Source organism: Sphingomonas sp. MA1305 (genome assembly GCF_016107325.1).
In the GTDB taxonomy this organism is placed as follows: Bacteria; Pseudomonadota; Alphaproteobacteria; order Sphingomonadales; family Sphingomonadaceae; genus Sphingomonas.
This window is the reverse complement of sequence record NZ_RCVT01000005.1, coordinates 138,892-154,862: the sequence shown is the minus strand read 5'-3', so window position 1 is coordinate 154,862 and position 15,971 is coordinate 138,892. Positions and strand designations below refer to the sequence as shown.

Here is a 15,971-nt window from a genome sequence, read left to right as displayed (position 1 = left end):
GACGGCGGCGGAGCCATGGCTTCGCCGCCGTCGCTTCGTTTTCGGAGCATCCGTCATGCCCAAGAAGGACAGCCGCGACGTCGCGGCCGAGATCACCGCGCTCATCGTCAGGAAGCTCGAGGAGGGGGTCCCGCCCTGGTCGCGGCCATGGTCGGTGACCGGCGCGGGCGCGCGGCCGCTGCGCCACTGCGGCACCGCCTATAGCGGGATCAACTCGCTCTACCTCTGGGCGATCGCCGACACGCGCGGCTATCGCAGCCGCTACTGGATGACCTACCGCCAGGCCGCCGAGCTGGGCGGCCAGGTCCGCCGCGGCGAGACCGGCTCGCTGTCGGTCTATTTCTCGACCTTCGCCAAGACCGAGACCGATCGCCGGACCGGCGACGAGGTCCGCAAGACCATCCGCTTCCTGCGCTCCTACATCGTCTTCTCGGCGGACCAGATCGACGGCCTGCCCGCGCATTTCTACCCGACGCCGGTCGCCGCGCTGCCGCCGACCCCGTCCGAGCACCAGGCGGCGATCGACCGCTTCTTCGCCACGCTGCCGCTCGACGTGCGGCACGGCGGCGACAGCGCCTTCTTCAATCGCGCCTTCGATTTTATTCAGATGCCGCCGCCGGCGGCCTTCCGGACGATGGACCATTACGCCTCGACGCTCGCGCACGAGACGGTGCACTGGACCGGCCACGAGCACCGGCTCGCGCGCACGTTCGGCAAGCGGTTCGGCGACGCCGCCTACAGCTTCGAGGAACTGGTCGCCTTATCTGGACAGTCTGCGCCGTCCGCAACATTGCAGTAAGGTCGGCGATGGACGCCCACGGTAGGCAGTAATCAGGCTGGCCGTAGCGCTGACCCAAGAGCTGGCGGAGGCCAGCCTGATAGCTGCCGGGCCATAGCGCGCATCGGTGTGAAGGTCAGCTTCCGGGTGGGGGGTCCGGGGGGAGGGCTTCGCGCCGGTGTCGATCATTACTGTTTGCGAGCGTCGCGAGGCCAGGGGCCTCGATGCGCATGTGCCGCTGATCCAGCGCGACGACGCGCTCTACGATCCCGATCTGGATCGCTTCTTTCTCGACCTGCCGCTGTCGGGCGTCCGCTCGCGGCACTCGCTTCGCGCCTACGCCTATGATGTCGTAGTCTGGCTTCGTTTTCTCGATGCCTGCGGCAAGACCGTGTGGGCTGCGACCCGCGACGATGTCGACGCCTATCATCGTGAGCGACGCCGCGACGATGCCGATCACCGGATAACGGCGGCAAGCTGGAACCGCGCCGTCGCCAGCCTCGATCGCCTTTACCGTTGGGGCGAGCAGCAAGGGTTGATCGCCGACGCGCCGTTCAGCCGCCGCGCCGTGTGGCGACCGGCGCAAGGTGGCCGTCGCGGCATGATCGCGGCGCGCAACGATGCCTATGAACGTGTCGCCAGGCGATCGGATGTCCGGTTCGTCACGATGGACGACTACCGCATTTTCCGCGAGGTCGGCCTGCGCGGGCTCACCCCTGACGGCACGGAGCGCCCCGGCGCTCGCGACCGTAATGGGCTGCGCAACGCGCTGTTCGCGGATCTTCTCGTCACCACCGGCCTGCGCCTCGAAGAGGCGTCGGGCTTGCTCACCGTCGAGCTCGCGGCGATCGACCGCGAGGACGGTGACGTCCAACAACTTTGGTTGCCCCTTCCGCCGCCGCTCACCAAGGGCGACCGCGGACGCAGCGTTCTGGTCCCACGCCGGCTGCTTCGTCAGATCGCCGCCTATGTCGCGGTCGAGCGCGCCGCGGGCGTGGCCAAGTTCGCCGCGCGCGACGGTGCGGCCAGCTTCGACCGACCGATCCCTGTCACCCGCGCCGGTCTCGACCGCATGCGCGATATCTGCACCCCGGAGGAACGATGCCGCCTGATCCTGTGCGACGAGGATGGAACGCCCCGCGAGCCGGCGGCGCTATGGCTGACCGAGGTCGGCCAGCCTGTCCGCCCCAACTCGTGGGAGGTGATCTTCACCCGCGCCTGCAAGCGGTGCGCACAGAACGGCTTCCCGCTGTCGATCAGCCCGCACCAGCTTCGCCACGCCTTCGCAGTCCATATGCTCGCCTTGCTGATCCAGCAGCGGCTGCGCGAAGCGGCATTGCCGGTGGGGCCGGTGGAGAGCTATCGGCTGATCCTGGGCGACCCGCTGCAACAGGTGCAACGCCTGCTTGGCCACGCCAGCCTCACCACCACCTATATCTACCTCGACCATATCGCGACCCGCGCCGATACGGTGGACGCGGCCGTCGAGGAGCTGCTGGCGTTACTGCCGGGGCCGCAAGGCGTATGAGCGGGCGTCCCCGCAAGGGCCGGCCTGTCGCCTTTGCGCCGATCACGCCGGAGCGATCGCAGCCCGATCCTGTGCTCGGCCTCAAGTTCACCATCGAGGCGCGGCATGGCGGAACGGTCCTAGTCGATATGACCGGGCTCGATCCTCGCCCACTCGCCATCGCTTTCGCCGGTGCGCTGCGTCGATCGGCGGCGCTCGGCGGCCCCATCGGTGCGGCCAGCGTCATCAAGCAGTATGTTCAGGTCTATCGCCACTTCTTCGCCTGGCTTGGCGATGATGCGCCGGAGGTGACCGGCGTCAACGACCTGCGCGCAGTCCATATCGATGGCTTTGCGTCCGCGCTCGAACGGCGTGGGATGGGCGCGATCCACCGGCACATAACGGTCGGCAAGGTCATCAACACGCTGCGCGCGATCGAGGCAGACCGGCCCGATCGGATCGCGCCCGACCTGCATGAGCGGCTGCGCTACACGCTGGCCACTTCGGCGGGCCGCTCGACCCCGCGCGATGCCTATAGCCCCTTCGTCGCCCGCGCGCTGCGCGACGCCGCGAGGGCCGATATCGAAGCGATGCTTCGCCGCCTCGGCGCCGACGACCGCACTGATGAGGGCGACCCTGTCGTCGCCAGGGCGCGCGCCGATGTCGAAGCGATCATCGCGCGGCAGGGCTTTATCGTCGCAGACCAGCCCGCGCTGAAGCGCCTCTATTTCATGCGCATGCGGCGCGGATTGCCGATCAGCACGCTCATCGACGACCTGCATGGCCGCCATCATCTGCTCGCGCGCGATCTGCCGGCGCTGCTCGTGCTGCTCACGCTCGATACCGGCCTCGAGCCGGAGTGCCTGAAGACGCTGACCGTGGATTGTCTCACCAACCCGCATGCCGGCACGGTGGAGCTGCGCTATCTGAAGCGCCGCGCCCGCGGTGCCGAGCACAAGAGCATGCGGGTCCGCGATGGTGGTAGCGGCACACCCGGCGGCCTCATGCGTCGCCTGATCGACGTCACCGCCGTCGCACGCGAGCATCTGACCGACGATTGCCTCTGGCTCTATCACAACGTTGGCGGCCTTCGCGCCGGCATCGTCGATCCCAAGTTCCAACTCGCCGCCTGGGCTCGTCGCCATGGTATCGCCGGCGATGATGGGAAGCCGCTCCATCTGCTGCTTTCCCGGCTGCGCAAGACCCACAAGGCGTTATGGTACACCAAGACCGAGGGGCATATGGCCCGCTTCGCGGTCGGTCACACCCGCGAGGTTGCGGCGCGCCACTATGCCGATCTGCCGTCGCTCCGGCCGTTGCACGAGGCGGCCGTCGCCGATGCCTTCCGCGCAGCGGTCGCTGCGGCGATGCCGACCGTGCTTCCACCCACCGCCGAGCAGGCGCTGCGCGAAGCGCCCGAACAGGTCGCGTCGCTGATGTCGGCTGATACGGTGGGTCCGGTGCTCGACGGCGAACAGGATGTCTGGCTCGCCGCCTGCGCGGGCTTCCATAGCAGTCCTTTCGCCGAGCCCGGTTCGCCCTGCGCGCAGCCCTTCTGGGGCTGCCTCGATTGTCCCAACGCCGTCATCACCGCGCGCAAGCTCCCCGCGATCCTCGCCTTTCTCGCGTTCGTCGAAGAGCAGCGATGCAGCCTGCCGGCGAGCGACTGGGCCGCCAAGTTCGGCCGCGTCCACACCCGGATCACGGTCCAGGTCCTGCCGGTCTTCTCCGATGCCGTTATCGCCGAAGCGCGCCGGCAGATGGGGAGCGAACGGCTCTATCTGCCGCCGGAGGCACGCGCATGACCACGCCCGTCCATGCCCTCGTGCCCGCGTTCGACGATCGCCCTGTGCTGGCGAGCGCGCCGCTCAAGGCGGGCCATGCCCGCGAGGAGCTGTCGCACGTCGGCGACCCGACCTGGGATCTCGGTCCCGCCGTCTTCCGCGAGAACGCTCGGCGCTGCCACGTCACCGTGCATTTCGACGTGCTCGAACATGCCGATGTGCAGGCGGCAATGCGCGCCTATCTCTACGCCCGCCTCAACGTCGGTCTTCCCGGCTACCACCCGAAGCTGCCGCCCGCCAGCATCCGACAGGCATTCAACCGGGCTCGCCGGTTCTTCGCCTTCGCGCGCGAGCGGCTTGGGCGGCTCGACCTGGGCCGCATCGATCAGGCGCTGATCGACGCTTATGCGCGCCACCTGCGGGATGATTCAGCGCGGCGCCCCGTCATCGTCGGCCAGCTCTTGCAGGTGGTCACCGATCTCTACCATCTCCGGGATCACCTGCCTGGAGGCGGTCTCGGGTTCGAGCCGTGGGCCGGGCAAGCGGCTGCGCGCGTCGCCGGATATCGGCATGTGCGCGAGAACCGCACCCCACGCATGCCGGAGGAGATTGTCACGCCGCTGCTCGCCTGGTCGCTGCGCTATGTCACGACCTTCGCGACCGATATTCTGGCGGCTCGGGTCGCGCTCGATCGGCTCGAGGCAGTCCGCGCTCGGCTGCTCGCCGCCGAACGCGGACTGCCTGATGCAGAGCGCCGCCTGCGGCAGCGCGCGCGCCTCGAGCGCTATCTCGCGCGCCGAGCCCGGCAAGGACGCGGCGTGCCCATCTGGACGACGGCACACAACGGCGCCACGCGCATCGATCCCCTCACCGGGGATGCAACCCCGCCGATCAACGCCCATCTCCTCCATTTGCATGCCGGCATCGATGCCGTCGCCGAGCCGGCCATGCATCTCATGCTCACTACCGGCGCACCGGATGTCATTCGCGAAGCGGTTGCATCGCTTGGTACCGAGGTCGGCGGCATGGACACGCCGATCTCGATCGCTCCCGAGAGCGGTCGGCCATGGCGTGCCCGCTTCGACGTGAAGACCCTAGCGATCGAGGAGCGGATGCTGCAGGCCGCCGCCTATATCGTATGCGCCTATCTGACCGGCATGCGCGACTGCGAGGTCCAGGCGATGCGGCGCGGCTGCCTCTCGATCGCGCGCAGCGAAGACGGCCTGATCGAGCGGCAACGCGTCCGATCGACCCTCTACAAGCGCCGATCGAGCGCCGGTGAGTCGGCGAGCTGGGTGACGATCGAACCGGTGGCCGAGGCGATCACGGTGCTCGAACGGCTGTCGGAACACGCGGCACGGAAGACTGGAAGCGACACGCTCTGGCCGGTGCTTCGTCCCCGCGCTGTCACCAAGACGCATCTGTCGAGCGAGGTGGTCCGCCAGCTCAACGCCTTCCGCGACCACCTCAACACCGTCTTCGGCAGCCCCGATGCGCCGGTCATCCCACCCGGCCCCGATGGCAAGCCGTGGCGCATCACGACGCGGCAGTTCCGGCGCACCATCGCGTGGCACATCGCCAACCGTCCGTTCGGCACCATCGCCGGCATGATCCAGTACAAGCATGCCTCGGTCGCCGCTTTCGAGGGCTATGCCGGGACCAGTGGATCGGGGTTTCGCGCAGAGGTCGAGGCGCAGCGCCGGCTCGGTCAGATTGACGATCTGCTGGACTATTTCGACCGGCGGCAGGGCGGCGCATCACTCGGCGGACCGGCGGGACCACGCATCGCGCGGACCCTCGACGATGCCGCCGTTAAGCTCGGGCCACTGCCCGCCATGATCGCCGATCGGGCCCGCCTGCGCGTCATGCTCGCCAGCGTCGCGCGCACCTTCCATGTCGGCCCGCTCGCGGATTGCTTCTTCGATCCCGCGACCGCGCTCTGCCTCAAGCGCGTGACGACCCCCGATCCCGCGCAGCCGCTTACCGCCCTGTGCGAACCGACCCGCTGCCCCAACGCCTGCATCACCGCCCGCCACAGACCGGCCTGGGAACGTGCGGCGGCCGATGCCCGGGCGCACTTACGCGAACGGCGCATCTCCGACCTCCAGCGTCAGGCGCTCCAGCGCGAGCTTGATCGCCTGACCGCGGTGATTGCCGGGATCGACCCTCCCGCGCCGTAGACCACCCCGGCTGTTGGCGGAGTCCTGCGCCGGTCGGCGCGCCCGCGCAACGGCTTCGCCGTCCTTCGCTTCGCTGCGGCCCTGACGGGTGCGCGAGCCCCCCTGTGCCCGGCGCGAACGGGCCTCCGCCGCCGGGGATGGTCCCCGGCGCGAGAACGGAGAACATATCATGTCAGCCTCACCACGCTCAGACGTCTACGCTCGCGTCACGCAAGCGATCGTCGACGCCATCGAAGCCGGCACCGGCACCTGGCGCATGCCGTGGCATCATTTTGGCGCCGACGTCACCCGCCCGACCAACGTCGCCAGCGGCAAGCCCTATCGCGGCATAAATACGATCTCGCTCTGGGCGGCCGCCTATGGCAGCGGCTACGCGAGCGGGGTCTGGGGCACCTATCGCCAGTGGCAGGCGCTCGGCGCGCAGGTCCGCAAGGGCGAGCACGCCAGCCTCGGCGTCCTCTGGAAGGAGTTTCGCGCGAAGGGTGACGACGCCGGCGGCGATGACGACCATCGACGGCTTTTCGCCAAGGCGTTCAGCCTGTTCAACGCCGATCAGGTCGATGGCTACGCGCCCGAACCGGCGCCGGACCTGCCTGAGAGCGAACGCCTCGCCGCCGCCGAAGCCTTCATCGCCGCGCTCGGCATCGATACTGTCTACGGCTCGGCCAGCGCCTATTATCATATCGCCGAAGACCGCATTCACATGCCGGATTTCAGCGCCTTCCACGATGCCCACGGCTTCTACGCCACCCACATTCACGAAGCGGCTCATGCCAGTGGCGCAGCCCATCGGCTTGACCGGGATTTCAGCGCCAAGTGGACCAGGCACGCGCTCGCCATGGAGGAAGCGACCGCCGAACTGACCGCATCGTTCCTGCTCGCCGATCTTGGGATCGCGCACGAACCGCGACCCGATCATGCGGCCTACATCGCCTCCTGGCTGCAACTGCTCAAGGACGAGCCTCGGGCGATCTTCACCGCGGCGAGCAAGGCGCAGGCGGCAGCCGACTGGATGCACGCCCGACAGCCGTAATGCTCACGCGACCCGCACTTCGGCGCCAAGTGTGTCGAGCAGCGGACAGCCCGGATCCCGACCGGCATCGCAGGCGCGCACCGAGTCGGCCAGAACCCGTTCCATCCGCTTGAGGTCCGCGATCCGCGCGCGTACGTCCTTCAGGTGCGACGCCGCGAGCTCGCGCACCTCGGCGCAGGAGGCCTGACCGCCAACCGCGAGTCCGAGCAAGGCGCGTACCTCGTCCAGGGTAAAGCCCAGCTCCCTCGCGCGGCGCACGAAGCCCAGGCGAGCCACGTCCTCCCGGCCATAGCTGCGGTAGCGGCCCCGCCGCGGCGGAGCGGGCAGCAGCCCGATCCGCTCGTAATAGCGGATCGTCTCGATGTTGCATCCGGTGCGGCGTGAGAGTTCGCCGATCTGGATCGCGCCGGTTGCGGCCATCCCCAAAATACCTCTTGAGTCTGTAGTCGCTACAGATGTTAGGACAGCTCAATGCCCGCCACAAGGAGTCGCCCGTGACCCAGACGCCAAGCCCGCCTAAGGGGATCGGCACCGCCACGCTCACGCTGGCGGGGATCGCTGCGGCGTTCGGCGTCGCCGCCTGCTGTGCGCTGCCGATCCTCTTCGCATCCGCCGGGATCGGCGCAGCTTGGCTCGGCGGCGTGGCCATTGTCGCCGCGCCGTATCGCACGCCGCTTCTCCTCATTGGCGCATTGTGCCTGCTTGCCGGCGCGGCGCTGCTGTTGCGCCAGCAAGTTACGGCGGCGCGCTGTGGGCCGGGCGGCATATGCACGCCGCGCTGGATGCGTGTTCTCACGCTCATCGGATTGCTGCTCGGTGCGGCCCTGCTCTGGGCAGGCTATCGCTATGTCTGATGCCACCCCCGAGCTGCGCTCGACGCTGACCTGTCCCCACTGCGGTCATCGGGCGACGGAGACCATGCCGACCAATGCCTGCCAGTATTTCTACGACTGCCGGGGTTGCGGCGCGGTCCTCAAGCCCAAGCCGGGCGATTGCTGCGTCTATTGCTCCTACGGCGACGTGCCCTGTCCGCCGATCCAGGAGAGCGGCGGCAAGGCGTGCTGCGGCTGAGGAGGGCGGGCGATGGCGCGCGCATCATCCGCTGAAGCCGCCTTTGGATCGACGGTTACATTTCCCGGCGGTGCCGTTGTCCCGGACTGGAGCGCAGTCACAACACCCAGCGCCCGCGCAGCCCTGACGGCACTGTTCGCGGCGTTCATCGGTTCGAAGTGGCGCGGGATGGACGGCGTCGAGGAGCGGGTCCGGCGCGCCGTGCTTCAAGCCTATGCTGCCGATGGTCGCTCGCCGGTGCCGGCACAGATCGCCGCCGCATCGGAACTCCCCTCCGGCGAGGTCGGCTCGGCCCTGCAGCGGCTCGCCGGGCGCGATCTCGTGGTCCTCGACGGCGCGGGCCGGGTGACCGGCGCCTATCCGTTCACCGACGGCCCCAGCGAACATCAAGTCGAAGTCAGCGGAGTGACCATGAGCGCCATGTGCGCCATCGACGCGTTGGGGATCGGCGCCATGCTGGAGCGGGACTGCATGATCCGCTCGGCCTGCCGCCAGTGCCGGCGCACGCTCGCCATCCATACCCCCAGCCGCGGCCGCGAGCTGGAAGAGGTTGAGCCGGGCGCGATCGTCGTCTGGTCCGGCCGTCGCTATGCCAGTGGCTGCGCGGCATCGTCGCTCTGCACCTTGCAGGCCTTCTTCTGCGATGACGATCATCTGGCGGCCTGGTGCGCGAGCGGTCCGGTCGGAGCCGATGACGGCATTCGTCTGTGCCTGGCCGAAGCGCTCGAGGTTGGGCGCGCGATTTTTGCGCCGATGCGGATGGAGATGCGACCATGGCTTCCTACGACCTGATCGTCATCGGCAGTGGCACGGCAGCGCAGGTCGCGGTCGGCCGGGTCCGTGCCGCTGGATGGTCCGTCGCCGTCATCGATCACCGTCCGTTCGGCGGCACCTGTGCGCTGCGTGGCTGCGATCCCAAGAGGATGCTGGTCAGCGGCGAGGAAGCGATCGACGCGGCAAGGCGCATGGCCAGACATGGCGTCGACGGCACGCTGGCGATCGACTGGCCCGACCTGATGGCGTTCAAGCGGACCTTCACCGATCCGATCCCCGCCAAGCAGGCGCACCGCTACGCCGAGCTCGGTGTCGACGCATTACACGGTGTTGCTCGCTTTGCCGGCCCAGACACGATCGTGGTGGAAGGCCGGACATTGCGGGCCCGCCATATCCTGATCGCCAGCGGCGCGCGTCCAGTCCCGCTCGGCATTCCGGGCGAAGATCTGGTGAGCACAAGCGATGCGTTCCTGGAGCTTCAGGCCCTGCCGCGCCGGATCGTGCTGATCGGCGGCGGCTATGTCGCTGCGGAGTTCTCGCATCTGGCGGCCCGAGCGGGCGCAGAGGTCACCATCCTACAGCGGGCCGAGCGGCTCCTGCCGCACTTCGATCCCGACCTGGTGGGCTGGCTGACGCCCCGGTTCGAGGCGCTCGGCATCCGCGTCGAGACCGGTGCCACCGTTACCCGGGTCGAGCGCAGCGGGAGCGGTCTGCTGGTCCACGCCGAGCGCCAGGGCGAGCCTGATCTCAGCGTCGCCGCCGATCTCGTCGTTCATGCCGCCGGGCGCGGTCCTGACCTCAAGGCGCTCGACCTGTCCGCCGGCGAGGTGGCGGTGCAGGACGGGCGCCTGCAGCTCGACGCGCATCTGCGGAGCATTTCCAACCCGCGGGTCTATGCCGCCGGCGACGCTGCCGGAGTCGGGCCGCGGCTGACGCCGGTGTCCAGCCACGATGCCAAGGTAGTTGCCGCCAACCTCCTGGATGGCCCGACGCACCAGCCGGACTATCGCGGCGTGCCGAGCGTGGCCTTCACTCTGCCGCCGATCGCCGCCGTCGGACTGTCAGAGGAGGCGGCGCGCCGCGGCGGCGTCGCGCTCCGGGTCAACGCAGCCTCGACGCCAGACTGGTTCACCGCCCGCCGCCTCGCCGAGCCGGTCTACGGCCATAAGCTGCTGATCGACGAGGACACGGACCTCATCCTCGGCGCGCATCTCGTGGGGCCGAACGCCGACGAGGTAATCAACGTTTTCGGTCTGGCAATCCGCCACGGCCTCACCGCGGCCGATCTTCGCTCCACCATGTTCGCCTATCCGACCGGCGCCTCCGACGTCGGCTACATGCTGACTTAACGCACGAGCGCCACTGCCATGGCGGCCGATCCCTCGCGCGATCGGCCGCTTCGCGATGCATGTCGATGCGGGCTGTCGCCCGCCATTAAGCGGACGCCGCTTGCGCGGCGGCTCCGATTTTTTGGCCTCTCCCTCGATGCGGGAGTGGTCGGCGCTCCCTGCTAGGCCCGCCGCGGCGCGCTGCAAGCCTCGGCTTCGCCGGGCTGCTCCATTTCATTTCGCCCCTGCGGGTGCAGCCCGCCGCTTCAGCAGGCCTCTCCGGTCGCTCTCGCCGCCCACCCCCGCCTCGGGGGAGGCCATGGGGCTTTTGGGCAGTGCTGGAGGCAACCGATGGTTTTCACCTTCCAACCGCCATTTTGGGCTGGACTGTCAGGATATTGCGCCGAGATCGGCTCGGGGCTGATCTGCGCCGAGCTCGGCCTCCCCAACGAACTCCACGACAGCCACGCGAGCTATGTCGACCACTGGCTGCGAATCCTGCGCGCCGACAAGACGGCGATCATCCATGCCGCGGCCAAGGCCGAGCAGGCGCTCGCCTATCTGCGCGGCTTCGGCGCCGAGGAGACGGTCGCGGGCGTCGACGATGCCGGCGCGATCACCGACCGGCGGCTCGCTGCCTGACCACCGACCTTCACCGCATCACGAGAGGAACCGATCATGGGCTGGCTCTACATGCACCGGGATTCGATGGGCGGGCACGCCACCGCCAAGGCCTATCTCGACGCGCAATTCACCTATGCGCGCGAGCAGCCCGACGGCGGCAGCCGCGGTTTCAACGTCGTCGCCTCGGCCTGTGTCGGCAACCGCGTCTATTACGCCGCCGCCCAGCGCATGGAGAACGGCATCGGGCACGAGATCGTCGCGATCGTCTGTCTCGTCCGCTGGAACCCGCGCGACCGCGAGGGCCTCGTCTTCGGCTACAAGGACATGGACGAGACCTGCGGCCCGAACGAGGCCGCGTGTCCGCCGCGGATCCTCGCCTTGCTCAGCCCGACCGACAATGCGTACGCGCTGGCCTGGCGCGAGCGCTGCCGCGTCCGCGCCGAGCGCGCGAAACGCCGGCTCGAGGAAGGCATGCGGATCCGGCTCGCCCGTCCGGTCACCTTCACCGATGGCTATAGCGGCGACGAGTTCGTGGTCGAGCGGCTCGGGCGCCGGCTGGCGCTGCGTCCGCCGGGCGGCGGCGGCCGCTATCGCATCCGCGGCATCGCCACGCTCGACTGGACCGTCGTCCACGAGACCCGCGTCCACGGCACGGTCTTCGCCTGAGCGCGTCCGCTCCCTCTCAGCGCAAGGATGCCCCCCGTGTCGATCCTGCTCGAATCCCCGGCGACCTATTCGCCGAAGCGGCTGCTGCTGTGCAGCCGCGAGAATGCAGTCCGCGTCGCGGATCGGCTCTGCGGCGCGACGCGCCGGCGTGTCTGGGTCGTGCGGACCGGCCACCCGCTGCAGCCCTACCGGGTTGCGGCGGCGCCGCCGCTCGACGACACCGTCGATCTGGAGATGCGCCTGTGATCCGTCCGACCCTCATGCTGATCGCGCTCGCCGCACCGGCCGCGGTGGCGAGCAGCGACGTTCCGCTGACCGCGCGCAGCCGCGCGCTCGACGGCGACACCGTCGCGATCGATCTCCGCCTGCTCGGCGTCGACGCGTTCGAGCGCCGCCAGCTCTGCGCGCGCGACGACGGCTGCTGGCCCTGCGGCAAGGCGGCACAGGATTATGCCGCGCGGCTGCTCGACCGCGGCGAGGCGACGGTCACGCTGACGCCGGCACGCACCTACGGCCGGCCGGTCGCGCGCGTCGCGGTCGGCGGCGTCGACCTCGGCGAGGCGCTGATCGGGGCGGGGCTCGCCATCCCCGAACCGCGCTATCTGCAGGACATGCCGTCGTTGGCGCGGCGCTACGCGCTCGCCTACGGTGCGGCCCGCGGCGCCCGCCGCGGCGCCCATGCGGGCCGATGGATCGCGCCCGCGCGCTGGCGCCAGGGCGAGCGGCTCGCCTGCGAGGCGGGCGATCGGCGCTAGCCGAGCGGATCGCGCTCCAGCCACCACGACGGCCCTTGCGCGAAGTCGGGATCGAAGACCCCAACCGGACCGTCCGCCTCCGCGGCGACATAGGGCGACACCAGCGGGCGCACCCTGACGCCGCGCGCATGCAGGCGTCCGGCAACCTTCGCGCGGCGCTCGAGCAAGGCTTCGAGCCAGGCGAGATCGTCGAGCATGGCGACGATCCCACGCCCGGCGAGCGCGTAATAGAGGCAGCGCTGGAAATCGTCGACGGCGTCGTTGCCGAGGATCGCCACCAGCTTACGCCGGCCGGCGGGATCGCCGTCGTGAACCCAGGCGGCGGCCTGACGCAGCTCGGCGACGGCGTAGAAGGCATCGAGCGTGTCCATGCCGATGCACGCATTGGCGAGCATGCGCCGCGCCGGCGACTGGTCGGGCGCGAGCGCCGCCTCGTCGAGCGAGAGATCGAGGTCGAACCGGTCGAGCAGATCCATGACGCGCCTCCTGTGAGCGCGCGAAACGTACCGTGAACATCGGCGACGGTCAAACGCGCCGCGACCACGCCGACCGGCCGCTCCGGCGGGCGCGCTTCAAGCCGCGCCCGGGCGCCGGGAAGGGGAGGGGGAGGGGAACGGCGAGCGCACGAGGCGCTCGAGAGACCGGAGCCGCCCCATGCCGTACGACGTCGCCTTCCGCCACCAGCAGGCGCTCGATCCGAGCGCGCTGACCACCATCGCCGGGACGCTCCACGCGGTCGAGGCCGCGGTCCGCGACTGCCGCAACGCCGGCGTCGATGTCGAGACCGACGCGGCACTGGCCCTGCTCGCGCGGCATTTCGCGGCGGTCTGCGCCGACCGCGCCGATGATGCCGTGCTGCGGCGTCGCTGCCTCGATGCCGTCGCCGAGCTGCGGCGCCATCCGGCACTGCTCACGCTGGCGCTGCGCGGCGTCGCCTATGACGAGGCGGCCAAGACGCTGTTCGATGCCGACGGGCGGCGCGCCATGCGCCGGCTCGCCGACGCGCTGGGGCTCGCCGAGGCCGATTACGAGATCCGCTCGAACAAGGGCGGCGTCGCCGTCTCGGGCGAGATCACGCTGCACGGCGAGGACGTCTGGGTCAGCCTCGGGCTCGGCGCGCTCGGCGCGGATCACGAAATCTGCTTCCGGCGGGTGCGCGGACGCCGCGACCATCACGGCGACCGCAACCGCTGGGCGTCGATCCGCGAGCTGCTCGCGCCCGACCGGTTCGCCGCGCGCATCCGCCGCGAACTCGCCCTCGCACCCGCCGCCGCCGAGCAGGACCGGCTGTTCGCCTGATCCGGCGCCCCTCCCGTCAGGAGCGAGACGTCATGTCCGACCCCGTCTTCGATCCCGCCGATCCGGGCCACTGGCTGGCCCGAGGCCGCGATCCCGACCACGCCGCCGCGATCGCCGCCGCCTGGCAGGACTTTCCCGACCTCCCGCCGACCGCGCCGCTCGCCGACCGGATGGCCCGGACACGCGCCCGCGTCGCCGCGATGCGGCCGGTCAACGACGCGATCCGCGATCGGGCGGAAGCGGAACGGCAGCGCGGCAACTTCGCGTTCGTCGCCGATCGTGTGGCGACCGGGCAGCCCCAGCCGCGCGAGCGCCACATCCTCCACGCCCGCGACGCGCGCGGCTACGACTGGGATGCCGCGGTCGCCTATGCCGACGGCCGTCATGCCGCCGAGGCCGGGTGGCCGTTCCGCGACCGGCGGGGTGGCGGTGGGACCACGCCGTACGCGATCGGTTTCGCGGACGGCGGCGGGCGTCCGGACGACCTGTTCGACACCGCGCGGCGCGCCAATCTCGTCGCTTCCCCCGCGGTCGCGCCGCCGTCGGTGCCGGCGCGACCGCTGCCGCGCGACTGGCCCGCGCCGGGCGACCGCCCGCGGCGGGCGAGCTGGGGCCGCCGCATGGTGATCCTGAGCGCGCGCGAGGCCTGGCGCACCGGCGACCCGACCGCGTTCGACGGTGACTTCCTGCGCCGCCTCCGCGCCACGCCGGGCGCCGATGCGGCCCTTGCAGTGGTGATCGGCGAGACCGGTTTCGTCGCCGCGGCGCTTGCGGTGCCGCACCGGGCCACGACGCCGTCGACCGCCACGGTGGCGGCACTGGCGGCCGCGCCGAGGCTTCGCGCGCAGCTGGCGGCGCTGCTCGCGGGCCGCGAGATCGACGACATCCTCGTCGCCGTCCAGGGCGGCTGGCTCGCCGTCGTTGACGCCCATGCCGCGGCGCTGCCGCTGTGCCGGACGATGGAGCGCACCCGCAACACGCCGCTCCAGGAGAAGGCGCATTTCGTCGCCTGGCTCGCCCGCGGCCTCGCGCCCGGGGCGAGCATCGGCGCCGGCCACATCCGCTGGGCCAAGGCGGCCAAGGGGCTGAGCGCCGCGCTCGGCGAATTCACGGTACGCCACGTCGGACCGGCGCATCCTCGCGGCCACCGGATCGAGATTGGCCTCGCCGGGGGCGGGCCTGCCACCGGCTATGTCGACGTGGCGGGCGTGCCGCTCGCGCCCGCCGAGACGGTCTCCGCCAAGGCGAAGCTGCGCCCGGCGATGACCATGCTGCTCCGGCGGTTCGCCGGGGCGACGCGGCTCGCTGCCGGCGGAACCGATCGGGCGCCGGCGGGACCGGGTCGATGATCACCGACCGCAGCCAGCGCTGGCGCGAGCGGCGCAGCCTGTTCGTCGACGACACGAGCGTCATCGACCCGCGACTTTATGCCGTCGACCTGGTCGAGGCCGAGATCGCGCGCGCCTTCGTTGCCCGCCATCATTATCTCGCGACCTATCCCGCCGCGCACCTCGCCGCCGGATTGTTCGGCCCCGGCCCGGGCGGCCGCGCGAGCCTCGCCGGCATCGCCGTCTTCGGGGTGCCCGCGGTTGGCGCGGTCGTCACTGCCCACACCGGCTTCGCCGAACCGGAGCGGGGCTGCGTGCTTGCCCGGCTCCTGTGCCTGCCGAGCGTCGCCGGCAACGGCGAGAGCTTCTTCGTCAGCCGCGCCTTCCGGCTGCTGCGTCGCGAGCGCCCGTCGATCGAGGCCGTGGTCAGCTACAGCGATCCCCGCTTCGGCCATGTCGGGCAGGTCTATGCCGCGCTGTCGGGCGCCTATCGCGGGATCAGCCGGCCGCGCACGGTCTGGCGGGTCGGCGCCACGACCGTCTCCGAACGGACGCTGTCGAAGATCCGCGGCGGCGAGCGGGGCGCGGGCGGCGGGGTCGACCGGCTGCGCGCGCTCGGCATGCCGCCGCCGCTCCGCGGCGAGGACCCGGCGCGCTGGCTGGAACGGCTGAAGCGCACCGGCCGCCTCGTCCGCGCGCGCCAGGCGGGTCTCTTCACCTATTGTTTCGAGCTGACCCGCACCGCGCGTTCGCGCGGCCGCACGCTGCCGCGGCTCGCCTATCCGCGCCCCGACGCTGCGTGGCGACCGGCGGCGACCGCGCCGTCCGAGCCTGCCTGACCGCC

Annotated in this window: 18 protein-coding genes; 16 read left to right on the top strand and 2 right to left on the bottom strand. The window is 70.6% G+C overall.

The genetic code is table 11. The annotated features are described in order from the left end of the window. Positions 1-55: 55 nt before the first annotated feature. The 5 genes from D9601_RS17320 (at position 56) to D9601_RS17300 (ending at position 7,282) form a co-directional block, all read left to right on the top strand. A complete protein-coding gene (locus D9601_RS17320; RefSeq protein WP_198355323.1) occupies positions 56-799 on the top strand; it encodes an ArdC family protein in 744 nt (247 codons plus the stop codon). 157 nt (positions 800-956) lie between these two features. Next, positions 957-2,306, top strand: coding sequence for a tyrosine-type recombinase/integrase (locus D9601_RS17315; RefSeq protein WP_021224415.1), 1,350 nt, complete (start codon positions 957-959; stop codon positions 2,304-2,306). Beyond that, a complete protein-coding gene (locus D9601_RS17310) occupies positions 2,303-4,090 on the top strand; it encodes a hypothetical protein (protein ID WP_021224414.1) in 1,788 nt (595 codons plus the stop codon). Before D9601_RS17315 ends, D9601_RS17310 begins: the two co-directional genes overlap by 4 nt. After that, positions 4,087-6,249 carry a hypothetical protein gene (locus D9601_RS17305; RefSeq protein WP_021224413.1) on the top strand — a complete coding sequence of 721 codons (2,163 nt, stop codon included), beginning with the start codon at positions 4,087-4,089 and terminating at the stop codon, positions 6,247-6,249. The genes D9601_RS17310 and D9601_RS17305 overlap by 4 nt, the downstream gene beginning before the upstream one ends. A gap of 169 nt (positions 6,250-6,418) precedes the next feature. Next, on the top strand, positions 6,419-7,282 hold the full coding sequence (locus D9601_RS17300; protein ID WP_030538909.1) for an ArdC family protein: 864 nt from the start codon (positions 6,419-6,421) through the stop codon (positions 7,280-7,282). Between the two features lie 3 nt (positions 7,283-7,285). Here the strand turns inward: D9601_RS17300 and D9601_RS17295 are convergent, their stop codons facing one another. Beyond that, on the bottom strand, positions 7,286-7,702 hold the full coding sequence (locus tag D9601_RS17295) for a MerR family transcriptional regulator (RefSeq protein ID WP_016744720.1): 417 nt from the start codon (positions 7,700-7,702) through the stop codon (positions 7,286-7,288). Between the two features lie 74 nt (positions 7,703-7,776). Between D9601_RS17295 and D9601_RS17290 the strand changes: the two genes are divergently transcribed. From D9601_RS17290 to D9601_RS17255, 8 genes are all read left to right on the top strand, one after another. Then, entirely contained in the window at positions 7,777-8,136 is a 360-nt protein-coding gene (locus tag D9601_RS17290; RefSeq protein ID WP_021224336.1) for a hypothetical protein, read from the top strand. After that, on the top strand, positions 8,129-8,353 hold the full coding sequence (locus tag D9601_RS17285) for a GDCCVxC domain-containing (seleno)protein (RefSeq protein ID WP_021224337.1): 225 nt from the start codon (positions 8,129-8,131) through the stop codon (positions 8,351-8,353). The genes D9601_RS17290 and D9601_RS17285 overlap by 8 nt, the downstream gene beginning before the upstream one ends. Before the next feature lie 12 nt (positions 8,354-8,365). After that, complete coding sequence (locus D9601_RS17280) at positions 8,366-9,145, top strand: alkylmercury lyase family protein (protein ID WP_232474351.1); 780 nt, start codon at positions 8,366-8,368, stop codon at positions 9,143-9,145. Further along, on the top strand, positions 9,127-10,476 hold the full coding sequence (locus D9601_RS17275) for a dihydrolipoyl dehydrogenase family protein (protein WP_016744716.1): 1,350 nt from the start codon (positions 9,127-9,129) through the stop codon (positions 10,474-10,476). The genes D9601_RS17280 and D9601_RS17275 overlap by 19 nt, the downstream gene beginning before the upstream one ends. Positions 10,477-10,806: 330 nt before the next feature. After that, positions 10,807-11,097, top strand: a complete 291-nt coding sequence (locus tag D9601_RS17270) for a zincin-like metallopeptidase domain-containing protein (protein WP_198355322.1) — start codon at positions 10,807-10,809, stop codon at positions 11,095-11,097. Between the two features lie 36 nt (positions 11,098-11,133). Further along, on the top strand, positions 11,134-11,745 hold the full coding sequence (locus tag D9601_RS17265) for a DUF6927 domain-containing protein (protein WP_198355321.1): 612 nt from the start codon (positions 11,134-11,136) through the stop codon (positions 11,743-11,745). A gap of 36 nt (positions 11,746-11,781) precedes the next feature. Continuing rightward, positions 11,782-11,991 (top strand): hypothetical protein, encoded by a 210-nt coding sequence (locus D9601_RS17260; protein ID WP_332838046.1) that lies wholly within the window; start codon positions 11,782-11,784, stop codon positions 11,989-11,991. Further along, positions 11,988-12,500 carry a thermonuclease family protein gene (locus D9601_RS17255; protein ID WP_443024770.1) on the top strand — a complete coding sequence of 171 codons (513 nt, stop codon included), beginning with the start codon at positions 11,988-11,990 and terminating at the stop codon, positions 12,498-12,500. The genes D9601_RS17260 and D9601_RS17255 overlap by 4 nt, the downstream gene beginning before the upstream one ends. Here the strand turns inward: D9601_RS17255 and D9601_RS17250 are convergent. Then, on the bottom strand, positions 12,497-12,976 hold the full coding sequence (locus D9601_RS17250) for a hypothetical protein (protein ID WP_198355319.1): 480 nt from the start codon (positions 12,974-12,976) through the stop codon (positions 12,497-12,499). The two genes, D9601_RS17255 and D9601_RS17250, sit on opposite strands and share 4 nt — an antisense overlap. A 178-nt stretch (positions 12,977-13,154) precedes the next feature. On the opposite strand from D9601_RS17250, the gene D9601_RS17245 reads away from it, so the two are divergent. The 3 genes from D9601_RS17245 to D9601_RS17235 are packed head-to-tail and all read left to right on the top strand — an operon-like array spanning position 13,155 to position 15,966. Further along, a complete protein-coding gene (locus tag D9601_RS17245; protein ID WP_198355318.1) occupies positions 13,155-13,799 on the top strand; it encodes a hypothetical protein in 645 nt (214 codons plus the stop codon). Between the two features lie 32 nt (positions 13,800-13,831). Next, positions 13,832-15,148 carry a hypothetical protein gene (locus tag D9601_RS17240; protein WP_198355317.1) on the top strand — a complete coding sequence of 439 codons (1,317 nt, stop codon included), beginning with the start codon at positions 13,832-13,834 and terminating at the stop codon, positions 15,146-15,148. After that, positions 15,145-15,966 (top strand): Mom family adenine methylcarbamoylation protein, encoded by an 822-nt coding sequence (locus D9601_RS17235; RefSeq protein ID WP_198355316.1) that lies wholly within the window; start codon positions 15,145-15,147, stop codon positions 15,964-15,966. Before D9601_RS17240 ends, D9601_RS17235 begins: the two co-directional genes overlap by 4 nt. Positions 15,967-15,971 lie beyond the last annotated feature (5 nt).

Bases quoted from the DNA above. Each gene is read 5' to 3' on its own strand.
- D9601_RS17265 (WP_198355321.1), top strand. From the start codon at position 11,134: ATGGGCTGGCTCTACATGCACCGGGATTCGATGGGCGGGCACGCCACC.
- D9601_RS17250 (WP_198355319.1), bottom strand. From the start codon at position 12,976: ATGGATCTGCTCGACCGGTTCGACCTCGATCTCTCGCTCGACGAGGCG.
- D9601_RS17245 (WP_198355318.1), top strand. From the start codon at position 13,155: ATGCCGTACGACGTCGCCTTCCGCCACCAGCAGGCGCTCGATCCGAGC.
- D9601_RS17280 (WP_232474351.1), top strand. From the start codon at position 8,366: ATGGCGCGCGCATCATCCGCTGAAGCCGCCTTTGGATCGACGGTTACA.
- D9601_RS17295 (WP_016744720.1), bottom strand. From the start codon at position 7,702: ATGGCCGCAACCGGCGCGATCCAGATCGGCGAACTCTCACGCCGCACC.
- D9601_RS17305 (WP_021224413.1), top strand. From the start codon at position 4,087: ATGACCACGCCCGTCCATGCCCTCGTGCCCGCGTTCGACGATCGCCCT.
- D9601_RS17235 (WP_198355316.1), top strand. From the start codon at position 15,145: ATGATCACCGACCGCAGCCAGCGCTGGCGCGAGCGGCGCAGCCTGTTC.
- D9601_RS17320 (WP_198355323.1), top strand. From the start codon at position 56: ATGCCCAAGAAGGACAGCCGCGACGTCGCGGCCGAGATCACCGCGCTC.
- D9601_RS17240 (WP_198355317.1), top strand. From the start codon at position 13,832: ATGTCCGACCCCGTCTTCGATCCCGCCGATCCGGGCCACTGGCTGGCC.
- D9601_RS17275 (WP_016744716.1), top strand. From the start codon at position 9,127: ATGGCTTCCTACGACCTGATCGTCATCGGCAGTGGCACGGCAGCGCAG.
- D9601_RS17270 (WP_198355322.1), top strand. From the start codon at position 10,807: ATGGTTTTCACCTTCCAACCGCCATTTTGGGCTGGACTGTCAGGATAT.
- D9601_RS17285 (WP_021224337.1), top strand. From the start codon at position 8,129: ATGTCTGATGCCACCCCCGAGCTGCGCTCGACGCTGACCTGTCCCCAC.
- D9601_RS17310 (WP_021224414.1), top strand. From the start codon at position 2,303: ATGAGCGGGCGTCCCCGCAAGGGCCGGCCTGTCGCCTTTGCGCCGATC.
- D9601_RS17300 (WP_030538909.1), top strand. From the start codon at position 6,419: ATGTCAGCCTCACCACGCTCAGACGTCTACGCTCGCGTCACGCAAGCG.